This is a genomic window from Pseudomonas sp. PB103, assembly GCF_009764635.1.
Classification (GTDB): domain Bacteria; phylum Pseudomonadota; class Gammaproteobacteria; order Pseudomonadales; family Pseudomonadaceae; genus Aquipseudomonas.
Window position 1 is genome coordinate 41,821 of sequence record NZ_RWIL01000061.1, and the last position, 22,187, is coordinate 64,007.

18 protein-coding genes are annotated in these 22,187 nt (G+C 59.3%); 11 read left to right on the forward strand and 7 right to left on the reverse strand.

Annotation, left to right across the window (positions count from 1 at the left end):
• Nucleotides 1-4: 4 nt before the first annotated feature.
• Nucleotides 5-1,351, forward strand: a complete 1,347-nt coding sequence (locus tag EJA70_RS12405) for a glutamine synthetase family protein (RefSeq protein WP_158830985.1) — start codon at nucleotides 5-7, stop codon at nucleotides 1,349-1,351.
• A gap of 137 nt (nucleotides 1,352-1,488) precedes the next feature.
• The gene (locus EJA70_RS12410; protein ID WP_158830987.1) at nucleotides 1,489-1,785 is read left to right on the forward strand and encodes a DUF3144 domain-containing protein; all 297 of its coding nucleotides are present in this window, start codon (nucleotides 1,489-1,491) and stop codon (nucleotides 1,783-1,785) included.
• A 192-nt stretch (nucleotides 1,786-1,977) separates the two neighbouring features.
• On the opposite strand, the gene EJA70_RS12415 is transcribed toward EJA70_RS12410, so the two are convergent.
• Nucleotides 1,978-2,718, reverse strand: coding sequence for a hypothetical protein (locus EJA70_RS12415; protein ID WP_218574207.1), 741 nt, complete (start codon nucleotides 2,716-2,718; stop codon nucleotides 1,978-1,980).
• Between the two features lie 333 nt (nucleotides 2,719-3,051).
• Between EJA70_RS12415 and EJA70_RS12420 the strand changes: the two genes are divergently transcribed.
• From EJA70_RS12420 to EJA70_RS12435, 4 genes are all read left to right on the forward strand, one after another.
• Complete coding sequence (locus EJA70_RS12420; RefSeq protein ID WP_158830991.1) at nucleotides 3,052-5,376, forward strand: hypothetical protein; 2,325 nt, start codon at nucleotides 3,052-3,054, stop codon at nucleotides 5,374-5,376.
• Nucleotides 5,367-6,599: a hypothetical protein gene (locus EJA70_RS12425; RefSeq protein WP_158830993.1), complete on the forward strand. Its 1,233-nt coding sequence runs from the start codon at nucleotides 5,367-5,369 to the stop codon at nucleotides 6,597-6,599. The genes EJA70_RS12420 and EJA70_RS12425 overlap by 10 nt, the downstream gene beginning before the upstream one ends.
• Before the next feature lie 10 nt (nucleotides 6,600-6,609).
• Nucleotides 6,610-7,293 (forward strand): DUF1266 domain-containing protein, encoded by a 684-nt coding sequence (locus EJA70_RS12430; RefSeq protein WP_158830995.1) that lies wholly within the window; start codon nucleotides 6,610-6,612, stop codon nucleotides 7,291-7,293.
• Between the two features lie 100 nt (nucleotides 7,294-7,393).
• A complete protein-coding gene (locus tag EJA70_RS12435; protein ID WP_158830997.1) occupies nucleotides 7,394-9,253 on the forward strand; it encodes an ABC transporter ATP-binding protein in 1,860 nt (619 codons plus the stop codon).
• Nucleotides 9,254-9,316: 63 nt separating this feature from the next.
• On the opposite strand, the gene EJA70_RS12440 is transcribed toward EJA70_RS12435, so the two are convergent.
• Complete coding sequence (locus tag EJA70_RS12440) at nucleotides 9,317-9,709, reverse strand: GFA family protein (protein WP_158830999.1); 393 nt, start codon at nucleotides 9,707-9,709, stop codon at nucleotides 9,317-9,319.
• Between the two features lie 30 nt (nucleotides 9,710-9,739).
• Nucleotides 9,740-10,216, reverse strand: coding sequence for a short chain dehydrogenase (locus EJA70_RS12445; RefSeq protein WP_158831001.1), 477 nt, complete (start codon nucleotides 10,214-10,216; stop codon nucleotides 9,740-9,742).
• Between the two features lie 208 nt (nucleotides 10,217-10,424).
• Here EJA70_RS12445 and EJA70_RS12450 point away from each other — a divergent pair, with 208 nt between their 5' ends.
• Entirely contained in the window at nucleotides 10,425-10,619 is a 195-nt protein-coding gene (locus EJA70_RS12450) for a hypothetical protein (RefSeq protein ID WP_158831003.1), read from the forward strand.
• A gap of 73 nt (nucleotides 10,620-10,692) precedes the next feature.
• Here EJA70_RS12450 and EJA70_RS12455 read toward each other — a convergent pair whose 3' ends face one another.
• On the reverse strand, nucleotides 10,693-11,991 hold the full coding sequence (locus tag EJA70_RS12455) for a carbohydrate porin (protein WP_158831005.1): 1,299 nt from the start codon (nucleotides 11,989-11,991) through the stop codon (nucleotides 10,693-10,695).
• A 104-nt stretch (nucleotides 11,992-12,095) separates the two neighbouring features.
• Nucleotides 12,096-14,501, reverse strand: a complete 2,406-nt coding sequence (locus EJA70_RS12460) for a glucose/quinate/shikimate family membrane-bound PQQ-dependent dehydrogenase (protein WP_158831007.1) — start codon at nucleotides 14,499-14,501, stop codon at nucleotides 12,096-12,098.
• A 372-nt stretch (nucleotides 14,502-14,873) separates the two neighbouring features.
• On the opposite strand from EJA70_RS12460, the gene solA reads away from it, so the two are divergent.
• Together solA and EJA70_RS12470 are read left to right on the forward strand one after the other, a co-directional pair.
• Complete coding sequence (solA, locus tag EJA70_RS12465) at nucleotides 14,874-16,052, forward strand: N-methyl-L-tryptophan oxidase (RefSeq protein ID WP_158831009.1); 1,179 nt, start codon at nucleotides 14,874-14,876, stop codon at nucleotides 16,050-16,052.
• Nucleotides 16,049-16,828, forward strand: coding sequence for a MetQ/NlpA family ABC transporter substrate-binding protein (locus EJA70_RS12470; protein WP_158831011.1), 780 nt, complete (start codon nucleotides 16,049-16,051; stop codon nucleotides 16,826-16,828). The genes solA and EJA70_RS12470 overlap by 4 nt, the downstream gene beginning before the upstream one ends.
• Nucleotides 16,829-16,871: 43 nt before the next feature.
• Here EJA70_RS12470 and EJA70_RS12475 read toward each other — a convergent pair whose 3' ends face one another.
• The gene (locus tag EJA70_RS12475) at nucleotides 16,872-17,774 is read right to left on the reverse strand and encodes a bestrophin family protein (RefSeq protein ID WP_158831013.1); all 903 of its coding nucleotides are present in this window, start codon (nucleotides 17,772-17,774) and stop codon (nucleotides 16,872-16,874) included.
• 119 nt (nucleotides 17,775-17,893) lie between these two features.
• Nucleotides 17,894-19,027, reverse strand: coding sequence for an aminotransferase class V-fold PLP-dependent enzyme (locus EJA70_RS12480; protein WP_158831015.1), 1,134 nt, complete (start codon nucleotides 19,025-19,027; stop codon nucleotides 17,894-17,896).
• 221 nt (nucleotides 19,028-19,248) lie between these two features.
• Between EJA70_RS12480 and EJA70_RS12485 the strand changes: the two genes are divergently transcribed.
• Together EJA70_RS12485 and EJA70_RS12490 are read left to right on the forward strand one after the other, a co-directional pair.
• On the forward strand, nucleotides 19,249-19,860 hold the full coding sequence (locus EJA70_RS12485; RefSeq protein WP_158831017.1) for a dTMP kinase: 612 nt from the start codon (nucleotides 19,249-19,251) through the stop codon (nucleotides 19,858-19,860).
• Between the two features lie 154 nt (nucleotides 19,861-20,014).
• The gene (locus EJA70_RS12490; RefSeq protein WP_158831019.1) at nucleotides 20,015-22,177 is read left to right on the forward strand and encodes an Hsp70 family protein; all 2,163 of its coding nucleotides are present in this window, start codon (nucleotides 20,015-20,017) and stop codon (nucleotides 22,175-22,177) included.
• The last annotated feature ends 10 nt before the right edge of the window (nucleotides 22,178-22,187 follow it).

Genomic DNA, 22,187 nt, shown 5'->3' on the forward strand with positions numbered 1-22,187 from the left:
CACGATGGACGCTGTCTGCGCTGACCTGCTCGCTGAAGTACGGGCGTTTCGCCAACGCTATCCCGAGGTGCGTTATGTCGACCTGATATCCCTGGACATTCCCGGGCACTTTTATGGCAAGCGTTACCCGGTCGACATGCTTGAAAAAGTCGCCGCCGGCAGCGCACTGAAACTGCCGCAGAACTGCGTGTTGCTGGGCGTGCAGGGCGGCTTGTTCAACATCGGCGATTACTGCTTCAACGACGGCGACCCGGACGCCGTGCGCCGTTTGGTGCCAGGCACCTTGAAACCGGTGACCTGGGAAGCGCAGCCGTTGGGGCAGATGCTGATCACTTCGGACGGCACCGAAAAACCCATCGAATTCGAACCGCGAGAAGTGCTTGCACAGGTACTCAATCGCCTCGCACGCAAAGGCATTCATCCGGTGGTGGCGTTCGAACTGGAGTTTTACCTGTTCGATAAAAAACTGCGTGACGGTCTGCCGCAGTTCCCTCGCGATGAACTGAGCGACGACGCCGACGATCAACCGAACATGCACATCGAACGCCTGTCGCGTTTTGCCCCGGTGCTCGATGAAATGGTCGAGGCCACGCGAGCGCAGGGCATCGATGCCACCGTGATCACCGCCGAACTCGGCCCCGGTCAGTTCGAAATCAACTTCGGCCACCTCGACGACGGCTTACGCGCCGCCGACTGGGCGGCGTTGTTCTGCCGCAGCACGCGTGGCGTTGCGCTGAAACACGGCTATCGCGCCAGTTTCATGGCCAAGCCATATTTGCAGCATCCGGGCAGCGGCATGCACGTGCACGTCAGCCTCTACGATTCAGCGGGTAACAACCTGTTGGCGGCGAACGATCAGCAGCCACTCCGCCATGCGGTCGCGGGGTGCCTGGAACTGCTGCCACACAGCATGCCGATCTTCGCGCCGAACCAGAACGCCATGCGCCGCCTGGGCGGCACGGTTAACACGGCAACCAAAGCCAGTTGGGGTTTTGAGGATCGCGATGCATGCCTGCGCATTCCGGAATCGGACGCAAAAAACCTGCGCATCGAATATCGCCTCGCAGGCGCGGACGCCAATCCGTATCTGGTGTTGGCGGCAATTCTGGTGGGCCTGGAGCATGGGCTGGCATCGGGCAAGGAGCCGATTGCGCCGCTCAATGAAGACCGCAGCAGCGGCATTGATTTCCCCAAGGAAATGTTCGAGGCCGTGCGTGCGATGCAGCATCAGCCGCAGTTGCGCGAGGGCTTGGGCGCCGAGTTTGTCGATGTGTATTGCGAGAACAAACGTCAGGACCATCTGGCATTCATGCAGGAGATCAGTGCGCGGGAGTATCGCTGGTACTTGTGATGGCGGACATTGATGCGCGTAAGGTCATGCAAGGCTGTTTTCGGCCAGCAGCCTTTTTCATTTCACCGCATAGCGCAGCCGAGGCGGGAAGTGTTCCAATTACGCAATTTCCCGACGTTGATAGAAGGTAATCCGCAATGACCGATACGACCGATGACGCTTTCTACGATCGCGCCGACGCCCACATCAGCCTGTCGAACGAGCAGCTAAAAGTGTTCGAAAACCTCGGCAAAGTCAGCGCATCGATGATGTTTGGCACTACCCGGTTCAATGCCTGGGTGAGCGCGCGCAGCTTCAAGTCGGGCGAAGAAATGGCGCAAGCGCGCGAGGCGATGCTGAAGTACTTTTGTGAGCAGTACCGAATGATGCTCGAGGATAACCTTGACGACCATATCAACAATTTCAGCCAGTACATGACTGTGAAAGATGCCTGACTGACCGGGCCTGGACTGCTTTGACTAACTCAATAAAGGACTATCTGTATGGCCGTCCGGGTGTTGAAAGCGGCGAAGCGTATCCATTGGGTATGGCCGTTTGGGTCGAAAGCCGCCATTCAGGCTGCAACAAATCCAAGCGATTACTACAGATCGGCGCTAGGTACTACAGTTGAATCGCCCCACGCGCAGTCAACTGACCGAGAACCGTGCAGCTTCGTCGAGTGCAGCCATCAGCTCCATCCGATTTGCAATTAACTTAAGCCGGTCCGACCCAGAAAGATATTTACCAGGTGTGGGCAAAGCAGACGCTGTGGCCTCGCGCCAGCGTGAATACAAAACGCCGGTAGTGGCGAAATCTGCTACTTGCGCCTTGCGCAGAAATGCCAGGTCGATCTGTTTAGCGATAATGGGATTGACTTTGGAGTAAGCAAACCGCGAAGACGGGTGGTTAGCCACTGCTACAGGCACGTCACCCGCTAGCGCAGTAATTCGCTTACCGTTTCGCTTGCTGAAGCAGACGATCAACTCTGGTGCTAAAACCTCCAAGACTTCAGTAAACGTTCGCTTGCCGTTCTCCCAAGCTGCGTCCGACGGCTTTTCGCGAATGCTGGGTAAAAACTCCTGGATGAAGTTGTAATAGGCAATGCGATGCCAAAAATCACTCCTGTCTGCGCTGGAGAAGTGCTTTCGGGCATTCAAGATAGAAGCCATTATTTTAGTGAAATGTGCATGTTTACGAAGCTTGGCTGTGGCTTGAGGATGTTTCTGGCCCAAGGCCAGAGCCTTCAATACTTCGGGTGTGACTGTCGGGCGCTCATGTTCTTTGGCCCCGTAGTGAGATTCGCAGACAACGAGAATGCGTAACCCGTGAATGCCGCGCTCGTAGTGCGCCCCCACCCATGGTGCAAAACGGACCGTACTTTTGCTCATTTCCATCCTTGGTTTGTTTGTTCGGGTCAAGATTTTGGCCCAAGCGTAATCACACTGTCAGTTTAATAAAATAGCGATTGGGTTTGAAACTAGGGCAGTTACCGACCCGCGCCTGTTTCTTTAGAAATACTGAATGGCTTGTTTTGCCCCACCCACACTCTTGGTTTTTCAAACGCCAACTGGTAGCGTGCGCGGCCTCGCTGTATTGCCCGATCCCTTTCGTCATCCGTTGCCTGCCCAAGGCACACGCACACGAGTACCCGCTGCCCCACTTGAGGGCGCCGACGCAGGATGCATCGGGCGATGCACAGTCATTCGCAAATGGAGTTCACAATGACGCAAAACAGCACCGTGCTGTCCGGTATTGCGCTGGATCAATTCATGGATCGTCTTGAGGTCGAGCATCAGGAACACGGTGCCGATTATCTGCTGGGCCAACTGCGCGCCCAGCCGCTCAAGGCTGTCTCGCTGGAGTCGATTGGCCGTCTTTACGTGCTTTGGGTCAACGCCGGTGATGCTGATGCGGCCAAGGCAGTACTGACCGACGATGGCCAGGCACTGATCGCGGCGACGCCGGGCGATGCGCGCAACGAACTCAAGGTCAATCTGCTGATTTTCCAACTGCGGCTCGGCAACTACCTCAAAGACGAGCAAGGCGTGCTGCTGGCGCTCGACACCCTGCAGCAATTGACCCACGAGTCGCTGCCGTTCGACGTTGAACAGTACCGGCGCTACCGCATTTTCGACGACCTGCAACACGCCACTTTCGACATCGCCGTCAAGGCCATCGAGGTGCGTCACAGCCTGGCCCTGATCAACCCTGATCGGCACGCTTTGCGCGCTTGGGACGATGCCGATCAACACAGGCGCCGGGCCCAGGTGCTGGCCGCCCATGAACGTGACGAAGCAGCGCGCGAAGCCGCACTGGCGGCGATTGATGCATTTCGCACGGCCGGCAACGATCAGGATATCGACGCTGACGACTGGCTATGGCTGGGCGATGCGCTGATCGAAATCGTGCCGTTGCGCCTGGCTCTGTTCGAACAACCGGTGATGCAGTTGACCGCCGATTTGTCGCTGCCTCAGCGCCGGGAATGGGAAGTGCGCCTGGCGCGTCTCGCCGCCCGTTCACTGAAGGCCCAGGGCGACCTCGCGGGTGCATTGAAAGTCTGTGACGTGGCGACCCTGAGCCTGGATTCGGGCGGCGCTGACAACTTCGTCGATTACCATTTGCCGTGGTTGCTGGAGAACGGCCAGGTCGACGAGGCGGGGCAACGTGCCTTCGAGGAAATCTATGAAGTGCGCGCTCACATGTGGCCGGGCACGGCCTATTGGGTCAACGAACGTCTGCTCAATGCTGCAGACGCGTCCGTGTGGTGGCCGCTGTGTGTAATGCGTGCCTGTGACGATCAAGCGGTGCTGGAACGGTTCCTTTCCGGCTTGCCATGGCGAGATGAGTCGACGCCGTCTCAAGGGGCGCTGCTCGATGCACTGCAGGCCGCGCGCGATGACCTGGAGCAAATCGACAACGTCTTCGCCCAGGCTCTGGCGGAGGCGCGACGTCGCGCGCCGGATCATCCGTGGATCAACCGCCTGGTGGCGGTGCGTGAAGGCCAGGCCGGGCGCATCGACGCCAACACCCAACTGGCAATGCTGCGTGAAGCCGTCTCGGCCGGCAACCTGCAGGACAATCGCAGCAACTTCGCCTTGTTCAGTGCCCATGCCAGTGTGTTTGGGATCGCTGATGCCCTGCGCCAACCCTTGCCGCCATTGGCCAGCGGTATGTACTACTACCAGTTTGCGACCAACCTTTCGGGACTGGTCGAAACCCATGTCGAGCCGCTCTCGGAAGAGCAAGCCGAACCGATCTGGTGGCAGTTGCGCGAAGTACAGAAGGTTGCCTACGAACACGGCCAGGCCCGTATGGAGCAATGCATCACCAGCGGCCGCGGTCACCGTTTTGACGCCTGCGCACACCTGTACTCAATGCTGTGCGCCAACCTGGCGTTCAATTACCGCTGCTACAACGACAAGCTCATGGGCCGGGCCCTTGAATTGCATGCTCGCGGCATCGCCGCCAGCCCGTTCGCCGAACACTATCAGGGCATCCTGGAAAATCGCATCAAGATAAAGGACGACCAAGGCATCGCCGAAGCGGCCGAACAGCTCTGGCACTACGCAGCCGACCATGGTTACAGCCGCCACGACCCGGAAGAATATATCCAGGACGTTACCCGCGCGCTGTACCGACTGGACCGTGAACGCGAGATTCTGATCTGGCTGGAACGTCTTCTCAAATGGCAGGAAGAGTGCGAAATCAGCGACAAGGAGCTGGAATACTCGCCGCTGTTCGCACGCATGAAAATCGCCATGTACCTCTCCTACACGCTGCCGGAAGCAGCCACCAGCCTGTGGCTGCGTTACGCGCCGATCATCGACGAAAGCGCCGAACCGTCCCTGCTGGGCTGCGCCGGTGATGTGCTCAAGGGGCTCGGCCGCAACGAAGAAGCCGTGGCCTATTACCATCGCTCGATCCTGCGCAGTGATCCGAACAACCCGGTTGATCAGGGCAACAATGAGCTGTTCCACCAGTGGATCGCCGAATTGCAGGCGTCTGCAAAACCGGCCGCCAAGGCCTGGTGGCAGATATGGAAGTAACGGTGGACGGAGCCTCGCCACCGCGCCAGTCCGGTTACGCCCCGCGCAACGCACTCAATGCCGATCAACTCAAACGCGGCATTGCTGAGCGCAGCCATGCTCGCGGCGATGCGCCAGAAATCAGCAAATGGTTGCTCAACCATTTCTACCGTCATCTGGTCGGCAACTTCGAACCTGCGCGGCGGATCACCACGCGGGTAGAGGCGGCCGAGGCATTGGGCAGCGAGCCGCCAGCCTGGGTGGAAAGGCATTTGCACGACGCCGGCAAAGCGTCGCAGCAGACGCTGGCGCCGCTGGTCTGGGTCGATCCGCAGCAGGCGCCACTGCTGGCCGAGGAAGCGTTGCTGGTGGAGTTTCTGACCTCACGCCAGGGCACGGCGCTGGCCGACAAGCTTGAACGCATCAATTGCCCACAAGCGCTGGCGCTGTGGCAAAAGGAACACGCGCAGATGGCGGCGCGGGTCGAGCAGGGCTGGTGTAAGAGCCGTCCCGAAGCCTTGCTTGTGCGGCTGACCACTGCTGAGCACGTCTTGCACGAACTGCGTCCCGAAAGTGATTGCCTGCGCGCGGAAATGGCCTTTGAAAGTTATGTGATGCGCCACTGCCTGGGCCAGTTCGCTGATCGCCGCGCCTTGACCGGCGGTTACGGCGAGCGCTATGCCGAAGCGGTGGAGCAGCAGCGCATGCGCGTGTTCAGTTTTCGCGATGCCCAGGGCCAACCCCACATCACCATCAGCCTGATCGTCCAGGCCGACGGCACCTTGACGGTCGAGCAGGTCAAAGGCAAACAGAACCGGCCACCGGTTGAACGCTACTACCAAGACCTGCTGCAGTGCCTGAACGCCTTGCACACCGACCAGCAAACGCCCGCCGACTGCATCGCCATCGGTATCGTGCGCACTGAAGCCGGTTGGCTGCGCATCGAAGACGTCAGCGACCCGACCGCGCAGACTCGTCTGGTGGCGCGGTATCCGCAATTGTACGAGCGCCTTGATGCGCCGTCGGCGATGGTCGAATGGCTGGTGGCCGGGCGACAGCCGCAGCAATTTTTGCAGGTTGCCCCGCAAGCGGTGTCGGTCAAATACGCCATCCGACATATTTTCAGCAAGCGCATTGAGCGTCAGGCCAGTGAGCCGCTGTGCCTGACCGAAGGCGTGCCGTGGCCGGACATGGCGCCGGCCACGGCCGAGGAAATCCAGACCTGGCAGGCTCGGGCAAGGTGAGGGGAACGGCATGTTTTTATTGATTGCAGTGGTTGTTTCAGTCTGGTTGTTGTGGCAAGCATTCAAGCCCCGCCGTGCGCCGTTGTTCAGCCCACGCAAGCACTGGTCGCTGCTGCTGGCCAAACCTATGGCCGATGCGATGGGCGTCGAGGGTTTCTATTCGCCGGCGTGTGATCACTTCAACGAGCAGGCGCAGAAGATCCTGCGGGCAGCGTTGCTGCACCAGGGCGGGATACGCAGCCATTGCGATGACGAGGCGGTGCGGGCGCATTTCAGTGCAACCCTTGAGCGGCAATGGTTCAGCCTCGACCTGCAAGCGCTGAAAGCCGACGATGAGCCGCGCGCGGCCATGGCCTTTGCTTGTGTGCGGGTGGCGTTTCTAGTCCGTTGCGCACTGTTGATGCACTGGCTCGAACCCGGTGTCGCCTGGCGTGTGTTGCTGCTCAATGCGCAGCGTGCGCAGGACTGTTTCGACAGTTGGGAAGATTTTGGCAAAGCCTATCAGCAGGGGCGCGAGCAGTGGGTGGCGGCATTTCGCGTCGACTCGCTGGGCGAGGCGTTCCACGAGCAGCATCTGCGCCAGTTGCTGACGCCCGGCAGCTGTGCCTGGAACGCTATCCCTTGGCATACGCCAGCGGCGTTGAGCCCGACGCCGGCAAGGTCGTTCAGCAAAATGCGTCAAGCGATTCGCTGAGGGCGAAAAGCCGTTCCATCGAGCACACACTTTTTCACAAAGACCTCCAAGCCACCGATCAATGGCAGAATCCCCTTACTTGAAAGTTTTGGAGATCACCATGCTTCGTGTGTTTGAACGAAGGCTCGACCCTTTTCCTCCTGACGAGGTACCGCCACCGCCCACCGGCCTGGCGCGGTTCCTCTGGGCTTGCACCCGTGGTGCGCGCGGTTACATCCTTGCGCTGGCGCTGCTCAGTGCCGCTGTATCGATTTATGAAGCGTGGCTGTTTTCCTTCCTCGGCCAAGTCGTCGATCTGCTCTCGACCTGGCAGGCCGGCGGCGAAGCGGCGGCGCAGGAGAGTCGGGTGTTGTGGGGTATGGGCATCGTCATGGTGCTCAGTGTCGGGCTGGTGGCGTTGCGCACGATGGTGCAACACCAGATTCTGGCGATTAACTTGCCGCTGCGCCTGCGTTGGGATTTCCATCGGCTGATGCTGCGGCAAAGCCTTTCGTTTTTCTCCGATGAGTTCTCCGGTCGGGTCACCACCAAAGTGATGCAGACGGCGCTGGCGGTGCGCGATGTGTTGTTCACGATGATCGAGATCCTGCCGGGGATCGGTGTGTATTTCATTGCGATCATCGCGTTGGCCGGCGGTTTTGCGCTGAAGCTGATGCTGCCGTTCCTCGCCTGGGTCATGCTGTTCGGCCTGGCCATGTGGTACTTCGTGCCGCGTCTGGGCAAAGTGGGGCAGGAGCAGGCCAATGCGCGGTCGATGATGACCGGGCGCATCTCCGATGCGTACACCAACATCACTACAGTGAAACTGTTCTCGCACTCCAATCGCGAAGCGCATTTCGCACGGGCGGCGATGGAAGATTTCAAGCTGACCGGTTTTCGCCAGATGCGTCTGGTCAGCCTGTTCGAGATCGTCAATCAGGCGTTAGTGGTTGCATTGATCATGTCGGCGGGCGGTTATGCGCTGTGGCTGTGGCATCAGGGTGAGGTCGGCGCCGGTGCGGTGGCGGCGATCACTGCCATGGCGTTGCGCATCAATGGCATGTCGAACTGGATCATGTGGCAGATGACCTCGCTGTTCGAAAGCATCGGCACTTTGCACGATGGTATGGCAACGCTGACCCAGGGCACCAAGGTGCAAGACGCGCCGGATGCCGGCGTACTGAAGACTTCCGGCGGCGCGGTGACTTTCGACAACGTCAGCTTCAACTACAACGGCGAACGTCAGGTGCTTGATGGCCTGAGCTTGAGTATCCGTCCGGGTGAAAAAATTGGCCTGGTGGGCCGTTCTGGCGCCGGCAAATCGACCTTGATCAACTTGTTGCTGCGCTTTTACGACATTGATCGCGGGGAGATTCGCATCGATGGCCAGAACATCGCGCACGTGACGCAAGACAGCTTGCGCAGCTGCATCGGCATGGTCACGCAGGATACTTCGCTGCTGCACCGTTCGATTCGCGACAACATTGCTTACGGCAGGCCCGATGCCACCGACGCGCAGATTCGCAGCGCGGCGGCCAGCGCCCAGGCCGATGAATTCATCAGTCAATTGAGTGATCGTCAGGGCCATACCGGCTACGACACGCTGGTCGGTGAACGCGGGATCAAGTTGTCGGGCGGCCAGCGTCAGCGTGTCGCGATTGCGCGAGTGATGCTCAAGAACGCGCCCATCCTGTTGCTCGACGAAGCCACCAGCGCGCTGGATTCGGAAGTCGAGGTGGCGATTCAGGAAAGCCTCGATGACATGATGCAAGGCAAGACCGTGATCGCGATTGCTCACCGCTTGTCGACGATTGCAGCGATGGACCGGCTGATCGTCATGGACGAAGGGCGCATCATCGAACAGGGCACCCACAGCGAACTGCTGGAACTGAACGGCGTGTATGCGCGGCTTTGGCAGCATCAGAGCGGCGGGTTCCTCGGCGAGGATCAGGGCGTGGTGGAGGCCTTGGATCAGGCCTGATGATCACGTACAAAAAAACCGGCCTTGCGCCGGTTTTTTTGTCGCCGAATGCGCGCTGCGCGCTCAGGGTGACTGCCAGGGCCCGCCATCCGCTACGGGCACCTCACCCAGATCATAAGGATTGATGCCTTCAAGACAGCCGACATTGAAAGCGAATTCATGCGGATTGCTGCTGCGGCGGTGATGGGTGTAGATGCCGCAGTTGCCGCAGAAAAAATGTTCGGCCACTCGCTGGCCAAAGCTGTATTTCAATAACGCCGACTCACCGCGGATCACCCTCAGGTCAGCCGCTGGTACCGCCGCGACGATCGCCCCTCGACGTTTGCAGAACGAACAGTCGCAGCGATGGGGCGTGGGCAGGCCGTCGGGCAAGTGAATCTCGAGGACGACGGCGCCGCAATGGCAGCGCGCGCGATGGTCACGCTGGATGAGCGTGTTACCGATCTGCTTGAGCATGACTGGGCCTCCGTCGACCTCGAGCGCTGTTTATCTGGCGCGACCGCGAGCACGATTGATCGCCAACAGGCAGAGGCCTACGAGCGTTGCTGCACCTGCAACCAGTAATGCAGAAGGTTGCATCGGCTGACGCGGGCCAGTACTGCTGAGCTGGTCAGGCATCGCCAGTCGCCGGGCTGCAGAGGTCGATTCGACAAGCGGCGGTAATGAGCTGACGCTTTGCGCCTGATACGGCAACTCCTCGATGCTCAGACGCAGACCATCGCTCAACTCCAGTGTCAGCGCGGTGATCGTGCCAACGATTCTGTCGGGGTAAACCGGTTCGCCGGCGGGATCGAGCTGGTCATACAAGAAATTCTGGCCTTCGAGCCAGCCGACTGCGGTCTGCAGTTCAGGGCCCAGGTAGTATTTTCCGTCGAGGAAAAAGCCGGGGAATTGAGGCGCGCGCTCTACGCTTTCAATGCAATAACGCTCACCCGGTTTCATACCGGTTGCAGGGGCAATCATGGTGAATTCCTCTGATGGTTTTGCGATAGAGAACTGAGATCACTCAGGGTTCCATGCAAAGGAGGAAAGGTAGCTGTCGGCCTGGCCACTCGAAATCGGGCGTCACCGACTTGGCGGCGTGCCATTCGTCCAGTGGCGGGCACTCGCGGTGGTGGAGAGTCTCTGACGTTCAAGCGCGGAATTTCCGTGCATCAGCAGGAGAGCCAGCATGGACATTGATGAGAAAGCGCCGGGCAACCAGTCTCAGCAGCAAGTCACGCGCACCACGGACAATGAGACCGGGCATGATCCGCGACGCGATGAAGCTGAGGTGCCGCTGCCGGCGGACGACGAGGCGTCGGTCGATGAAGACATGAGCGACGTGGACGCGGCCAACTCGGTCGCAAGCGAACATCCGCAGTAGAGATAATTGCAAGGCAATAAAAAACCCGGCATTTACGCCGGGTTTTTATTGCCTGCTATCCCCGCACATTCGGTCAGAGCGACGCTTTCACCTGCAGACCAAACACCAACGCATTGTCGATGTCCTGCCCGGAGAACGCGCCCGGCTCGATGATGTATTGCATGTTCGGGCGCAGGGTCAGCCACGGGGTGGCTTGATAACCGTAGCCCAGCTCGATCAATTGCTCAGCGCTGTCCAGGTTCGGGAACGCGGTGCCATTGTTCAGCGCAGCGTCTTGCAGCACATCGCGGCTGCGCGGGTTCGGCACGGCACGGCCGTAGCCCAAGGCGACGGTGTCACGCGGGCGACCTTCGAACGGTTTGTACAGAACCACGCCGGTGCCGTACCACTTGCTGAACGGCGAGGCCGCTTCGCTGGCCGCCGAGTATTGACCGAACGCGTGCAGGCTGCGGCCTTCGGACGACTCCGAGCGCCACACGGCTTGATCGACCAGCAGGTAATGACCGCCGCGACCGGACACTTCTTTGCTGCTGCCAATGCGTTTCACGTCGGAGCTGTCGTAGTAATAGCCGGCCTTGTATTCGCCCGGCAGCTCACCGGCGTGCTTGTACACCAGCTCGATCGGCACCACGGTGCCGGTAGTGTGTTTCGGGCCAAGATGCCAGGCTCGGCTGGAGTTGCCGTTACTTTCCGGGTCGACGTTGAACGCCGCCACGCGCAGCTGCCACGACGGCGACAGGTCATATTTGACCCGCACGCCCAAATGCGCGTTGGGATAGTTGGTCCAGCCGCTGCCGCCGGACATGTTCAGCGGGTGACCGCAGAAACCGGCGTTCATGAAGTTGCAGAGGATGCCGCTGTCGAGGCCGCCGAGGTCGTTGCCCATGGCCATGTAACCAAGCTTCACGTTGAGCGCAGGAGTGAACAGGCTGCGCTCGTAGCTCAATTCGGTCAGGCGCGTGTACAGGCCGCCGTAGTTTTCCTGGATCGGCAGACGGTTGCCGACGAGGTCTTCCGAGGCGCTGTTGCCGCGACGGTCGTTGATGGTCAACTGGACTTTGCCGGCGTTGTCGACGCCGTACAGTTTGCTCAGATCAAACTGCACGCCGAGCTTGATGTTCTGCGAGTAACGCGCCGAACGATGCAGGCCGCCGTCAGCGTTATAGGCGGTTTCGCCGCTGTAGTCGCCGGTGAACTTGACGCCTTCTTCGTCCATCTGGTGACGCAAGCCACCCCAGTCACCGGTGAGGGTGCTGCGGGTCAACAGATCGGAATCGTTGTCGGCCAGCGCGGGGAGGGCAGTGGTGCACGCGACGCCCAGCAACAGGCCTTTGAACAGGTCGGAACGGGAAAAACCAACAGCCGATAGCATGTAAATCTTCCTGCAGAAAACTTGAGCAATAGGGGAAAAGCAGCGCGGCACCCGAAGGTGCCGCGCTCAAAAAAAGCGTCCGCGTTTAACGTGGACGCTGGGGGTTACGGCAGAGCGTAAGCCATGACGTAGTCGCCACGATCGGTCGACTGACGCGCACCGCCGGCGGTGATGACGATGTACTGCTTGCCGGTTTTCGGCGAAACGTAAGTCATCGGTCCGCCCTGGCTGCCAACCGGCAGACGCGATTTCCAGACTTCTTCACCGTTGCCGCTGTTGAACGCGCGCAGGTAGAAGTCCTGGGTGCCGGCGATGAAGATCAAACCACCTTGGGTCGACAGGGTGCCGCCGAGGGTTGGCAGACCGATCTTGATCGGCAAGTGCATGCGGATGCCCAGTGGACCGGTGTCTTCAACGGTACCGACCGGAACCTGCCAGGCGACTTTCTGGGTCTTCATGTCGATCGCGGTCAGCGTGCCGAACGGCGGCGCCTGGCAAGGAATGCCGGCCACCGACAGGAAGCGGTTCTTGTTCACGGCGTACGGCGTGCCTTTCAGCGGAACGGCGCCCATACCAGTGTTCAGCGCTTCGCCACCGCCAGCCGCCTGGCCTTTGTTCTGCGACGGGATCATCTGAATCCACAGACCCAGGCGCATGTCGTTGACGAAGATGAAGCCGTGCACTGGGTCAGTCGAAATGCTGCCCCAGTTCATGCCGCCCAGCGAACCCGGGAAGCTCAGCGATTTGTCAGTGCCCGGCGCGGTGTACAGGCCGTCGTAGCGCATGCCTTTGAAGTCGATACGGCAGAGCAACTGGTCGTACGGCGTGGCGCCCCACATGTCCGATTCGGTCAAGTGCTGAGCACCGATTTCTGGCATGCCCACCGATTTCGGCTGGGTAGGGGAGTACGGTTCGTTCGGGATGTTCGCTGCTTTGACCGGGACTTCTTTAACGTCGGTCAGCGGTTTGCCGGTGGCACGGTCGAGCACGTAGATCTGCCCGGCCTTGGTGCCGATGACCACGGCCGGTACGGTTTTGCCGTCCTTGGTGAAGTCGATCAGGCTCGGCTGCATCGGCAGGTCGAAGTCCCAGAGATCGTTGTGCACGGTCTGGAACACCCAGCGTTCTGCGCCCGTGGTCGCGTCCAAAGCAAGGATCGAAGCACCGTAGGTGTGATCCAGTTTGCTGCGTTCGACACCATAGATGTCGGTCGACGAACTGCCCATCGGCAGGAATACCGTGTTGGTGGCCGGGTCATAAGACATCGGCGCCCAGCTGTTCGGTGTGCTGCGCACGTAGGTGCTGCCGTCGGCCGGAGCCTTTTTATCCTGCGGATTGCCCGGGTCGAACGCCCAGCGCATGGCGCCAGTGATCACGTCGAAACCACGGATCACGCCGCCCGGCATGTCTGCTTGCACGTTGTCAGCCACGCGACCGCCAACCACCACGGTGGTGCCAGCCATCAATGGCGCGGAGGACAACTGATAGTAACTGTCCGGCACATCACCCAGACCGGCCTTCAGATCCACTTGGCCGTTGTTGCCGAAACCCTGGCAGAACTCGCCGGTGTCCGCATCGACCGCGATCAGGCGCGCATCGATGGTGTTGGTCAGCAGACGGCGCTGGCAATTGGCTGCCGGCGCAGGTTTGGCTTCGATGATGCTCGAGTTGGACGGCTGAGCAATGGCGGCGGTGGCGTCGAAATACGCCATGCCACGGCAGCGCTGCCAGACTTTCGACTGTGCGTTGATCGCGGTCTTCCACAGCTCTTTACCGGTGTCGGCATCGAGCGCGATCAGGTTGTTGTGCGGGGTGCAGATGAAGACTTTGTTGCCGATTTGCAGCGGCGTCAGTTGGTCTTCGGCGCCGTTGCCATCGCTCTCGGCGATATCACCGGTGTGGTAGGTCCACGCGACTTTCAACTTGTCGACGTTGTTGCGATTGATCTGGTCCAGCGCGGCGAAGCGGCTGCCACCTTCGGTATTACCGTAGTGCGCCCAGTCTTTTTGCGCTTTGTCCGGCTCGACCGGAGTCAGGCCCGGGCCGGTGCCGGTTGCGGCAACGGTCGGGTGGGCGACGAACATATTGCCGGCCGCCACAACCACGCCGACCGCCAGCACCGCCGCCACGGCATAAGCGCCGCGGCCCGCGACGCCACCGTTGGCACGCTTGAGGAGCGGATAGACCAGCGCCACGACCAGGCCGATCACGCTGAACATGAACAGGCGCGAGAACACCGGCCAGAACACCAGGCCAGCATCGCTCACTGCCCAGATTGCGGTGCCCACCAGGAACGCGGCGAACAACCACGCACCGGCCGGCTTGAAACGCGCGATCAACAGACCGGCAACGGCCATGACCAGGCCACCCACCAGGAAGTACCACGAACCTCCCAGGCTGACCAACTTCACGCCGCCCGCAGCCAGCGCCAAGCCGAGCAGGACGATGACGACGCCCAGCCCGACCAGAATGAATTTTGATATGCCCGAGAGGCTTTGACTCTGCTTCACGTTGAGTGTCCCGTTGAAATGAGGCGCGCATTATATAGTTAGGTAACTACCTAGTTAAATCACAAATTTCAACGTGAAGCGTAGTTCGCGCTTTTGACTCGCGCCCGAGGTGGCTCAAATGTGGAAAAGTCTGTCGAAATGCACACAAAAATCACTGTTCTGTAATATTTATTGTGATTTGTGACAGATATAGACTGTCGCGCCTTCAGGCTTAAATCATTTGCGCCGGGTTGTAAATGCGACGAATAAGCGCCCAATAGCCCGATACAGGGCGGTCAGCAGACGCATCGAGCTATATGGATATGCTTTTTTAATCTTGGAATTCGCGGTGTTTTACCGCTCAACTGGCGCCTTTTTGATAGGTGGCTATTTATGTCCGAGCGATGTGATGTGCTGGTTTTAGGCTTGGGCGCGATGGGCGCTGCCACGGTTTATCAGTTGGCGAAAGCGGGGGTTAACGTCGTCGGTATTGATCGTCATCACCCGCCGCATAACCTCGGTTCCAGCCACGGTGATACGCGCATAACCCGACTTTCGGTCGGTGAGGGCGCGCAATATGTGCCGATCGTGCGCAATTCTCATCGCATCTGGCGTGAGCTGGAGGCACTGTCGGGCGAGTCGCTTTTCGAACAATCGGGGCTGCTGGTGCTGACTTCGAGTGCCGAGTTCGATCCTGAAGATCAGACCGACTTCACCTTGCGCACCATCGGCCTAGCGCAAACCTACGGCATCGAGCACGAAGTCTTGTCCGCCGAACAGATTCGCCAGCGCTTCCCGCAATTCGCCCACGCGCACGACTCGGCCATCGGTTATTTCGAGCCGGGTGGCGGCTTCGTGCGCCCGGAGCGCTGCATCGATGTGCAGCTCAAACTCGCCGAGCAACACGGGGCGGCGCTGTATAAAGGCGAGACCGTCACCGGCATCACTTCGAGCGAGGAGGGTGTCACCGTCACCACCGACCGCCGCACCCTGTTTGCCAACAAACTGGTGATCAGCGCGGGCAACTGGAACGGCGAATGGCTCGGTGAACCTTATGAAAATCTGCTGAGTGTCTACCGGCAAAAACTGTTCTGGTTCGAACTGGAGGAAGACGCCGGACTGGTGGGCCACTCGCCGACGTACATCCTTACTCACGGCCGTGGTGACGACAAAATCAACTACGGATTTCCCGCTTTATCCGGCGAAGGCAGTATGAAAATCGCCACCGCGCAGTACCACACCGCATCGGCGCCGCAGGCCATCGACCGCACGGTTTCAGCAACTGAAGCGCAGGACATGTACGAGCACCAGGTACACAACCGCATCGCCGGCGTGACCTCGACAGTCGTCAAGTCCGCCGTCTGCGCCTACACCGTGACACCGGATCGCCATTTCATCATCGACGAACATCCGTCGCTGCAGCACACCCTGTTCGTCTCGGCCTGCTCCGGACATGGCTTCAAACATTCCGCAGCACTCGGCGAGGCGTTCGCACAATGGTGCATACGCGGCTCGACCGACCTGGATCTGTCCTCTTTCTCCCTCAAACGCTTCGAAGGAACACTATCGTGAAACGCGTCGCGCTCTCCGTTGCACTGCTGGTCGCCGCCATGGGCAATGCCTACGCCGAAACCCTGAAAATCGCCGTGGTGCCTGTGCCCCATGCCGAGATTCTGGAATTCTTGAAGCCTGAACTGGCCAAAGAGGGGGTGACGCTGGAGGTCAAAGTCTTCTCTGATTACATTCAGCCAGACCGGCAGACCGATGAAGGCTTGCTCGACGCCAACTACTTCCAAAGCAAGCCCTATTACGAGGCCTACAAAAAAGACCGCCCGAGCAGCGATCAAGTACCTGTCGTCGCCGTGCACATCGAACCGTTTGGCGCCTACTCGAAGAAGATCAAAAACATCAGTGAACTCAAGGATGGCGCGACCATTGCCATTCCCAACGACCCGACCAACTCCGGTCGAGCGCTGCTGCTGATCGCCAAGCAAGGCCTGATCACACTCAAAGATCCCGACAACATCATGGCCACGCGTCTGGACATCGTTAGCAATCCCAAACATCTGAAGTTCCAGGAACTGGAAGCGGCCATGCTGCCGCGTGTGTTGAATCAGGTTGATCTGGCCCTGATCAACGCCAACTACGCCCTGGAAGCCAAACTGGTGCCGCACAAAGACGCGCTGTTCATCGAAAGCTCGGAGTCGCCGTACGCCAATTACCTGTACGTGCGTCGCGACAAGGCCAACGACCCGGCGGTACAGAAGCTGGGTGCACTGCTCAATTCGCCGCAGGTGAAGCAGTTCATTCTCGAGCGTTATCACGGTGATGTGGTGCCGGCGTTCTGATTGACTTGGGAGCCGTCAGTAGAAGTGGCGGTTCCCGACACCCTCACGCGTTTTCTTCAATCCTGCGCACGTCCCCCAACGAATCACGCTGCATCGACTGCAGGTTTTTCTCGATGGTTTCGCACAACGCCTCCATCTGAATCTGATGCTCGCTGTGGCGAAACGGGCTTTGCAGATCGGTGCCGATGCGCTCGATGGCCAGCAGCATGAAACCGACCACGGTCGAGGCCAACGGCGTGAACCAGCCAAGAGACTCCACCAGCCCCACCGGTACGATCAGGCAGAACAGCGAAATAAACAGACGCGGGAAATACACATAAGGGTAGGGCAGCGGCGTATTGGCAATGCGCTCCATACCGCCCTGGCTGTTGGACAAATCCACCAGTGTCGATTCCAGCCGCGCCAGACGAATGCTGTCCAGACGCCCGGCGTTGTATTCCCGGGCAAGCAGCGCGGCCGAGCCGGTGAGGATGTCGTTGGCAAAGTTATTGGTGGTGCCACTGCGGGCGAATTCCTCAGCGGGAATAAACGCCCGGACTTCTTCGGGACACGGTTGGCCTTGCAGATGCGCGGCGAGGCAATTGACATAGGCGACGTGACGGCGCAGCAGGGTCGACTTGACCGGATTCACCTCGCTGCCGGGGTCATCCAGTAACGTCAGCACCTGCCGGGCGAAGCTGCGCGAGTTGTTGATCATCGAACCCCACAGCGTCCGCGCTTCCCACCAGCGGTTGTACGCGCTGCTGTTACGGAAACTGATCAGCACGATCAATGCCGAACCCAACAAAGTCAGGGGCATCAGCGGCAAGTTCAGCTTGGCGTTGAGGAACAGCATGAAGTCCACGGTGACCGCAATGTCCCAGAGCAACAGCCAGAACAAGGCCCAGCCGACATAACCCAGGGTCTTGATGATCAAACGGTATTTTTTGACGATGGCAGCTTTCAAACGGAAACCTCGTGGCGAGCGGGAAGCATTGATGCCTTAGCTCGGACGGCGTTTCCGTGGGAAAGGTTCGCTGATCGCTTTACACAATGTGTCCGCGACGCTGAGCGATCTGCATGAGATCAGTCAACCATCACCTCATCCAGCGCCTGCTCAAGCGTACTCACAGTGCGCTCGATATTGTGCAGTTTTTCCAGCCCGAACAGCCCGATACGGAAGGTCTGGAAGTCGGCCGGTTCGTCGCATTGCAGCGGCACGCCGGCGGCGATCTGCAGGCCATGACTGGCAAATTTCTTGCCGTTTTTAATATCAGCATCGTCGGTGTAGCTCACCACGACGCCCGGCGCCTGAAAGCCTGCCGCGGCGACGCTTTTGAAGCCTTTGCCGGTCAACATCGCGCGCACCCGATCACCCAGCGCCTGTTGCTCGTCGCGAATCTTGTCGAAACCGTAGGCTTGCGTCTCTTTCATCACCTCGTTGAAGCGTGCAAGGGAATCGCTCGGCATCGTCGCATGGTAGGCGTGTCCGCCCTGTTCGTAAGCCTGCATGATCTGCAGCCACTTTTTCAGGTCACAGGCAAAGCTGCTGCTTTGCGTGTGCTCGATACGCTCCAGCGCTAAAGCACTGAACATCACCAGCGCGCAGCAAGGCGATGCGCTCCAGCCTTTTTGCGGAGCGCTGATCAGCAGGTCGACAGCGCATTTGTGCATATCAACCCAAAGCGTGCCCGAGGCGATGCAGTCCAGCACGAACAGACCACCCACCGCATGCACGGCGTCGCCGACGGCCCGCAGGTAGTCGTCGGGCAGGATGATCCCGGATGAAGTTTCAACGTGAGGGGCGAAGACGATTTTCGGCTTTTGCGTCGCGATCGCTGCCAGCACTTCGCCCAGCGGCGGCGGGGCGTACGCGGCCTGATGACCGCTTTCCACCGGCCGGGCTTTCAGCACCGTGGTGGCCGCCGGGATGTTGCCCATCTCGAGGATCTGGCTCCAGCGATAACTGAACCAGCCGTTGCGTATCACCAGGCATTGCTGGCCGGTCGCGAACTGGCGCGCCACCGCCTCCATGCCGAAGGTGCCGCTGCCCGGCACCACCGCAACCGCCTCGGCGTTGTAGACCTGCTTCAGGGTCTTGGAGATGTTCTTCATCACCACTTGAAAGGACTGCGACATGTGGTTCAGCGAGCGATCAGTGTAGACCACGGAGTACTCGACCAACCCCTCGGGATCGATACTGGGATAGAGCTTTGACATGGCGTAACTCCTTTGGCAGAGATGTCAGTGGGTTCGACCCTGCCTCAAGCCATGACAAATGACAAGTTGGCCGGATTGAATGGCGGCTTCGGTCAAGCGGCATTGAAAAGCTCGGGTGAGCATCATTGGGACGCAAGTGTAGGCAAAGGGCAGGGATGAGCTGATGCAATTGCGCAAATGCGGTTAGAGTGCTCGCCATAGTCTTGATCATTGTGTGCAGAATGAATCCCTCGCTGTTTATTTCTCTGGATGGCCCCAAAGGCACCGGCAAAACCACACTGTTGGAGGCCGTTACCGCAGCACTGAGAGCGGACAAGCAGAAAGTCATTCGGCTCTGCGAGAGAAAAAGCGATCCCTTCAGGGCTGAAACCATGGCCCTCGTTAACCAACTCGCCAGAAATCCTTCCGCGGAACTCGAGTGGGCTGTGTGTCAGCGTTTTGCCGATAGCCGGAGCTGGATCTCCCGACACGTGCTGCCTGAACAACCGCCGAACAGCATCATCCTGATTGATCGTTGGTATCCGTCGGATGCCGCCTTTCGCCACACCGTGCCGTTTGCAGAGATTCTTCAATTGAACATGGAGCGAGACGTGCGAGTGCCGGATCTGCATGTCGGGGTCGTCACTGCACCGGATATTTCATGGGCGAGGGCAACAGCACGATCGCGCGGGCTGGGCGGCACGGTGATTCAGAAGCGCGCCGATCACGTCGCGTGTACCGAGATGTTCGAGCAGGCGGTTGCGGATCAGGGCTGGGTGTTGTGCCGTAATGAAGGGACAGTCGAAGAGGCGACGATGCAGGTGGTCAGTGAGATTTATAGAGTGCTTCGGTGATTGTCGAGGTGCAAATTGAAAGGCTTCAAGATTTGACTTTGCTAGCGCACGAGGCGTTTTGACATCACTCTCTCTTTTGTGAGAAAAGTCCTGACTTTCCAGCGTGTCCATACCAGGGGCAGCGCGAGCGAGCGTCAGACTACAGGAGTAGAGCGTGAAAATTGGTGTCGATTTCGGTACGAGCTTTTCCAGTGCTGCGGTTTGCGTGAATGGCAAGGTTCAATACATCACGTTTGGCCAGGATCAGCAGTTTCGCACCGCCGTGTTCTTCCCGGATCGGCACGTCGATGAATCGCAGTTCAGCCTCACTGCCGAGCATGAGCGCGAGATCGACAACGCAATCAGGGCACGTAAAAGCCGTTATTCAGAACAGCTGTCCGATTATGAGAATCGTCTTGCAGCGGTGCTCAATGAGGAACGAAAAAGGGCTCGCGAAGGCGACCCGTATTCGCAGCTGGAGAAGGAGGAGCGACGCTCGAGGCTGGTCAAGCCTCGACGCTTTTCCAACGAACAAATGCGCCAGGCAGAGCTTGCTGCGATCCGCTGGCGCTGGCGCGAGCAGCAACGCGAAAGCATCGCCCAGGAAGGTCTGCACGTCAGGCAGGCCACCGGCGTCTTCGGTGAGGACGCCATCGAAGCGTTGTACAACAACGAACTCGGCAGGATATTCCAGTCGCCCAAATCCATGCTGGGCTTCAAACTCGAGCCGCGTTATCTGGACGTTGTCACCAGTGTGGTGGCACAAATCCTGGCGCATATCCGCCAAGCTGCCGAACAGCAGTTGGGTACAGAAGTTCGGTCGGTCGTACTCGGCCGACCAGTCGAGTTTCGAGGCACAGGCGCCAGTGCCGATCACCTGGCCCCGCAGCGTCTGCTCGAACAAGCGGCCATTGATGCCGGCTTTACTCAGGTTGAGTTTCTCGAGGAACCCAGCGCTGCAGCCTTGGCGTATCACGTCGGCGAGCCCGTCGCCCACGAGGCGCTGATTATTGATGTGGGCGGTGGTACAACCGATGTCGCTTACGCGACCGTCGGTGGCAACGTCGCCAAGCCCGTCATCCACAAAGTCTGGGGCAAAGGAATCGGTGGGACGGACGTGGATGTCGAACTGTGCATGCGCGTGGCCATGCCTTTGTTCGGCCACGGACATGAGCACGGACTGCCGCAATATGCCTACCGCAGTGCCGCAAAGGTTGCCGACTTGAGCCGGCAGCAGGAGTTCATCAAGTATTGCGCCATGCCCGTGGTCGAACCCTTCAAGACACGACTGCAGATCCTGAGCAAAAAGGGCGCGACCGTCAGGCTCAATCGGGATGTCGAACAGCTCAAGATCGAATTGAGTGATGACACCACTGCTGGTCTCTCACTCGGCTTTATCGAACAGGGTTTGGCGGTGCATGTTGAAGAGGCTGCGCTGACCAGTAGTGCGCAGCGTTTTCTCGACAACCTTGGGCAACTGCTTGAACAGGTGCGTAACGATCTCCCCGAGGCCAACCCTGTCATCTTCATGACCGGGGGGATGTCCAGGGCGCCGTATGTGCAGGATTGCGTGCGCAAGTACTTTGGCCAGTCGCGGATCGTTCCGGGCGATGCGTCATTGGGTGTAGTGACCGGCCTTGCGCAATATGCCCAGCCTTTGGAGACTGCAGATCCCGCGCAACAAGAAAAACGCTTGGCCCTGTTACGCGCGCGGTATGCGCGGGCCATGGCGCACGCTGACCAGTCGGCAGCCCTCTACCAGAAAAAAGTGGATGACTTTGAGCGCCAACTGCAGGTGCAGAAAAGCATTTTTGCAGGTACCGACATCGCCAAATACCTGGACGTACTCGAAGGCGAGGTGAGCAGTACCTATGAGGCCAACCAGATGGCCGGGTGGCTGCCGCAAGGCAACACGTTCACCGAGTTCGAGTACTTCGAAGCGCTGATTCGACAGGACCGTGGCGCCCGGCGCTACAAGTCGTTGGCCAGTGTGCCGGGGTTCCTGCGCCATGAATTCGAGGACAGCGACGATGAGTCTTTCCGCTTCTATGCCGATGAACTCCGCCAGGAATGTCGCAATGTCTACGGCTGGGTGACCGAGTCGCACGAAGTAATGGAAGACCAACCGGACTACGAAGACTTCTTCGATGATCTGCGGTCCTGGTCCGACGAAGTCGAAGCGAAAAGGCGTCATACCGACCAGGCACTTGCGTTGTTCGACAACCTGTATGAAGGCTGGCAACGCTGCCGCAAGGCAGGCCTGGATTTGCTGCACATGGCCAACTATCGCACCGATGACTACGACCCCACCTTGATGCAGGAACTGCTGGATTCTTGATACTTCCTGC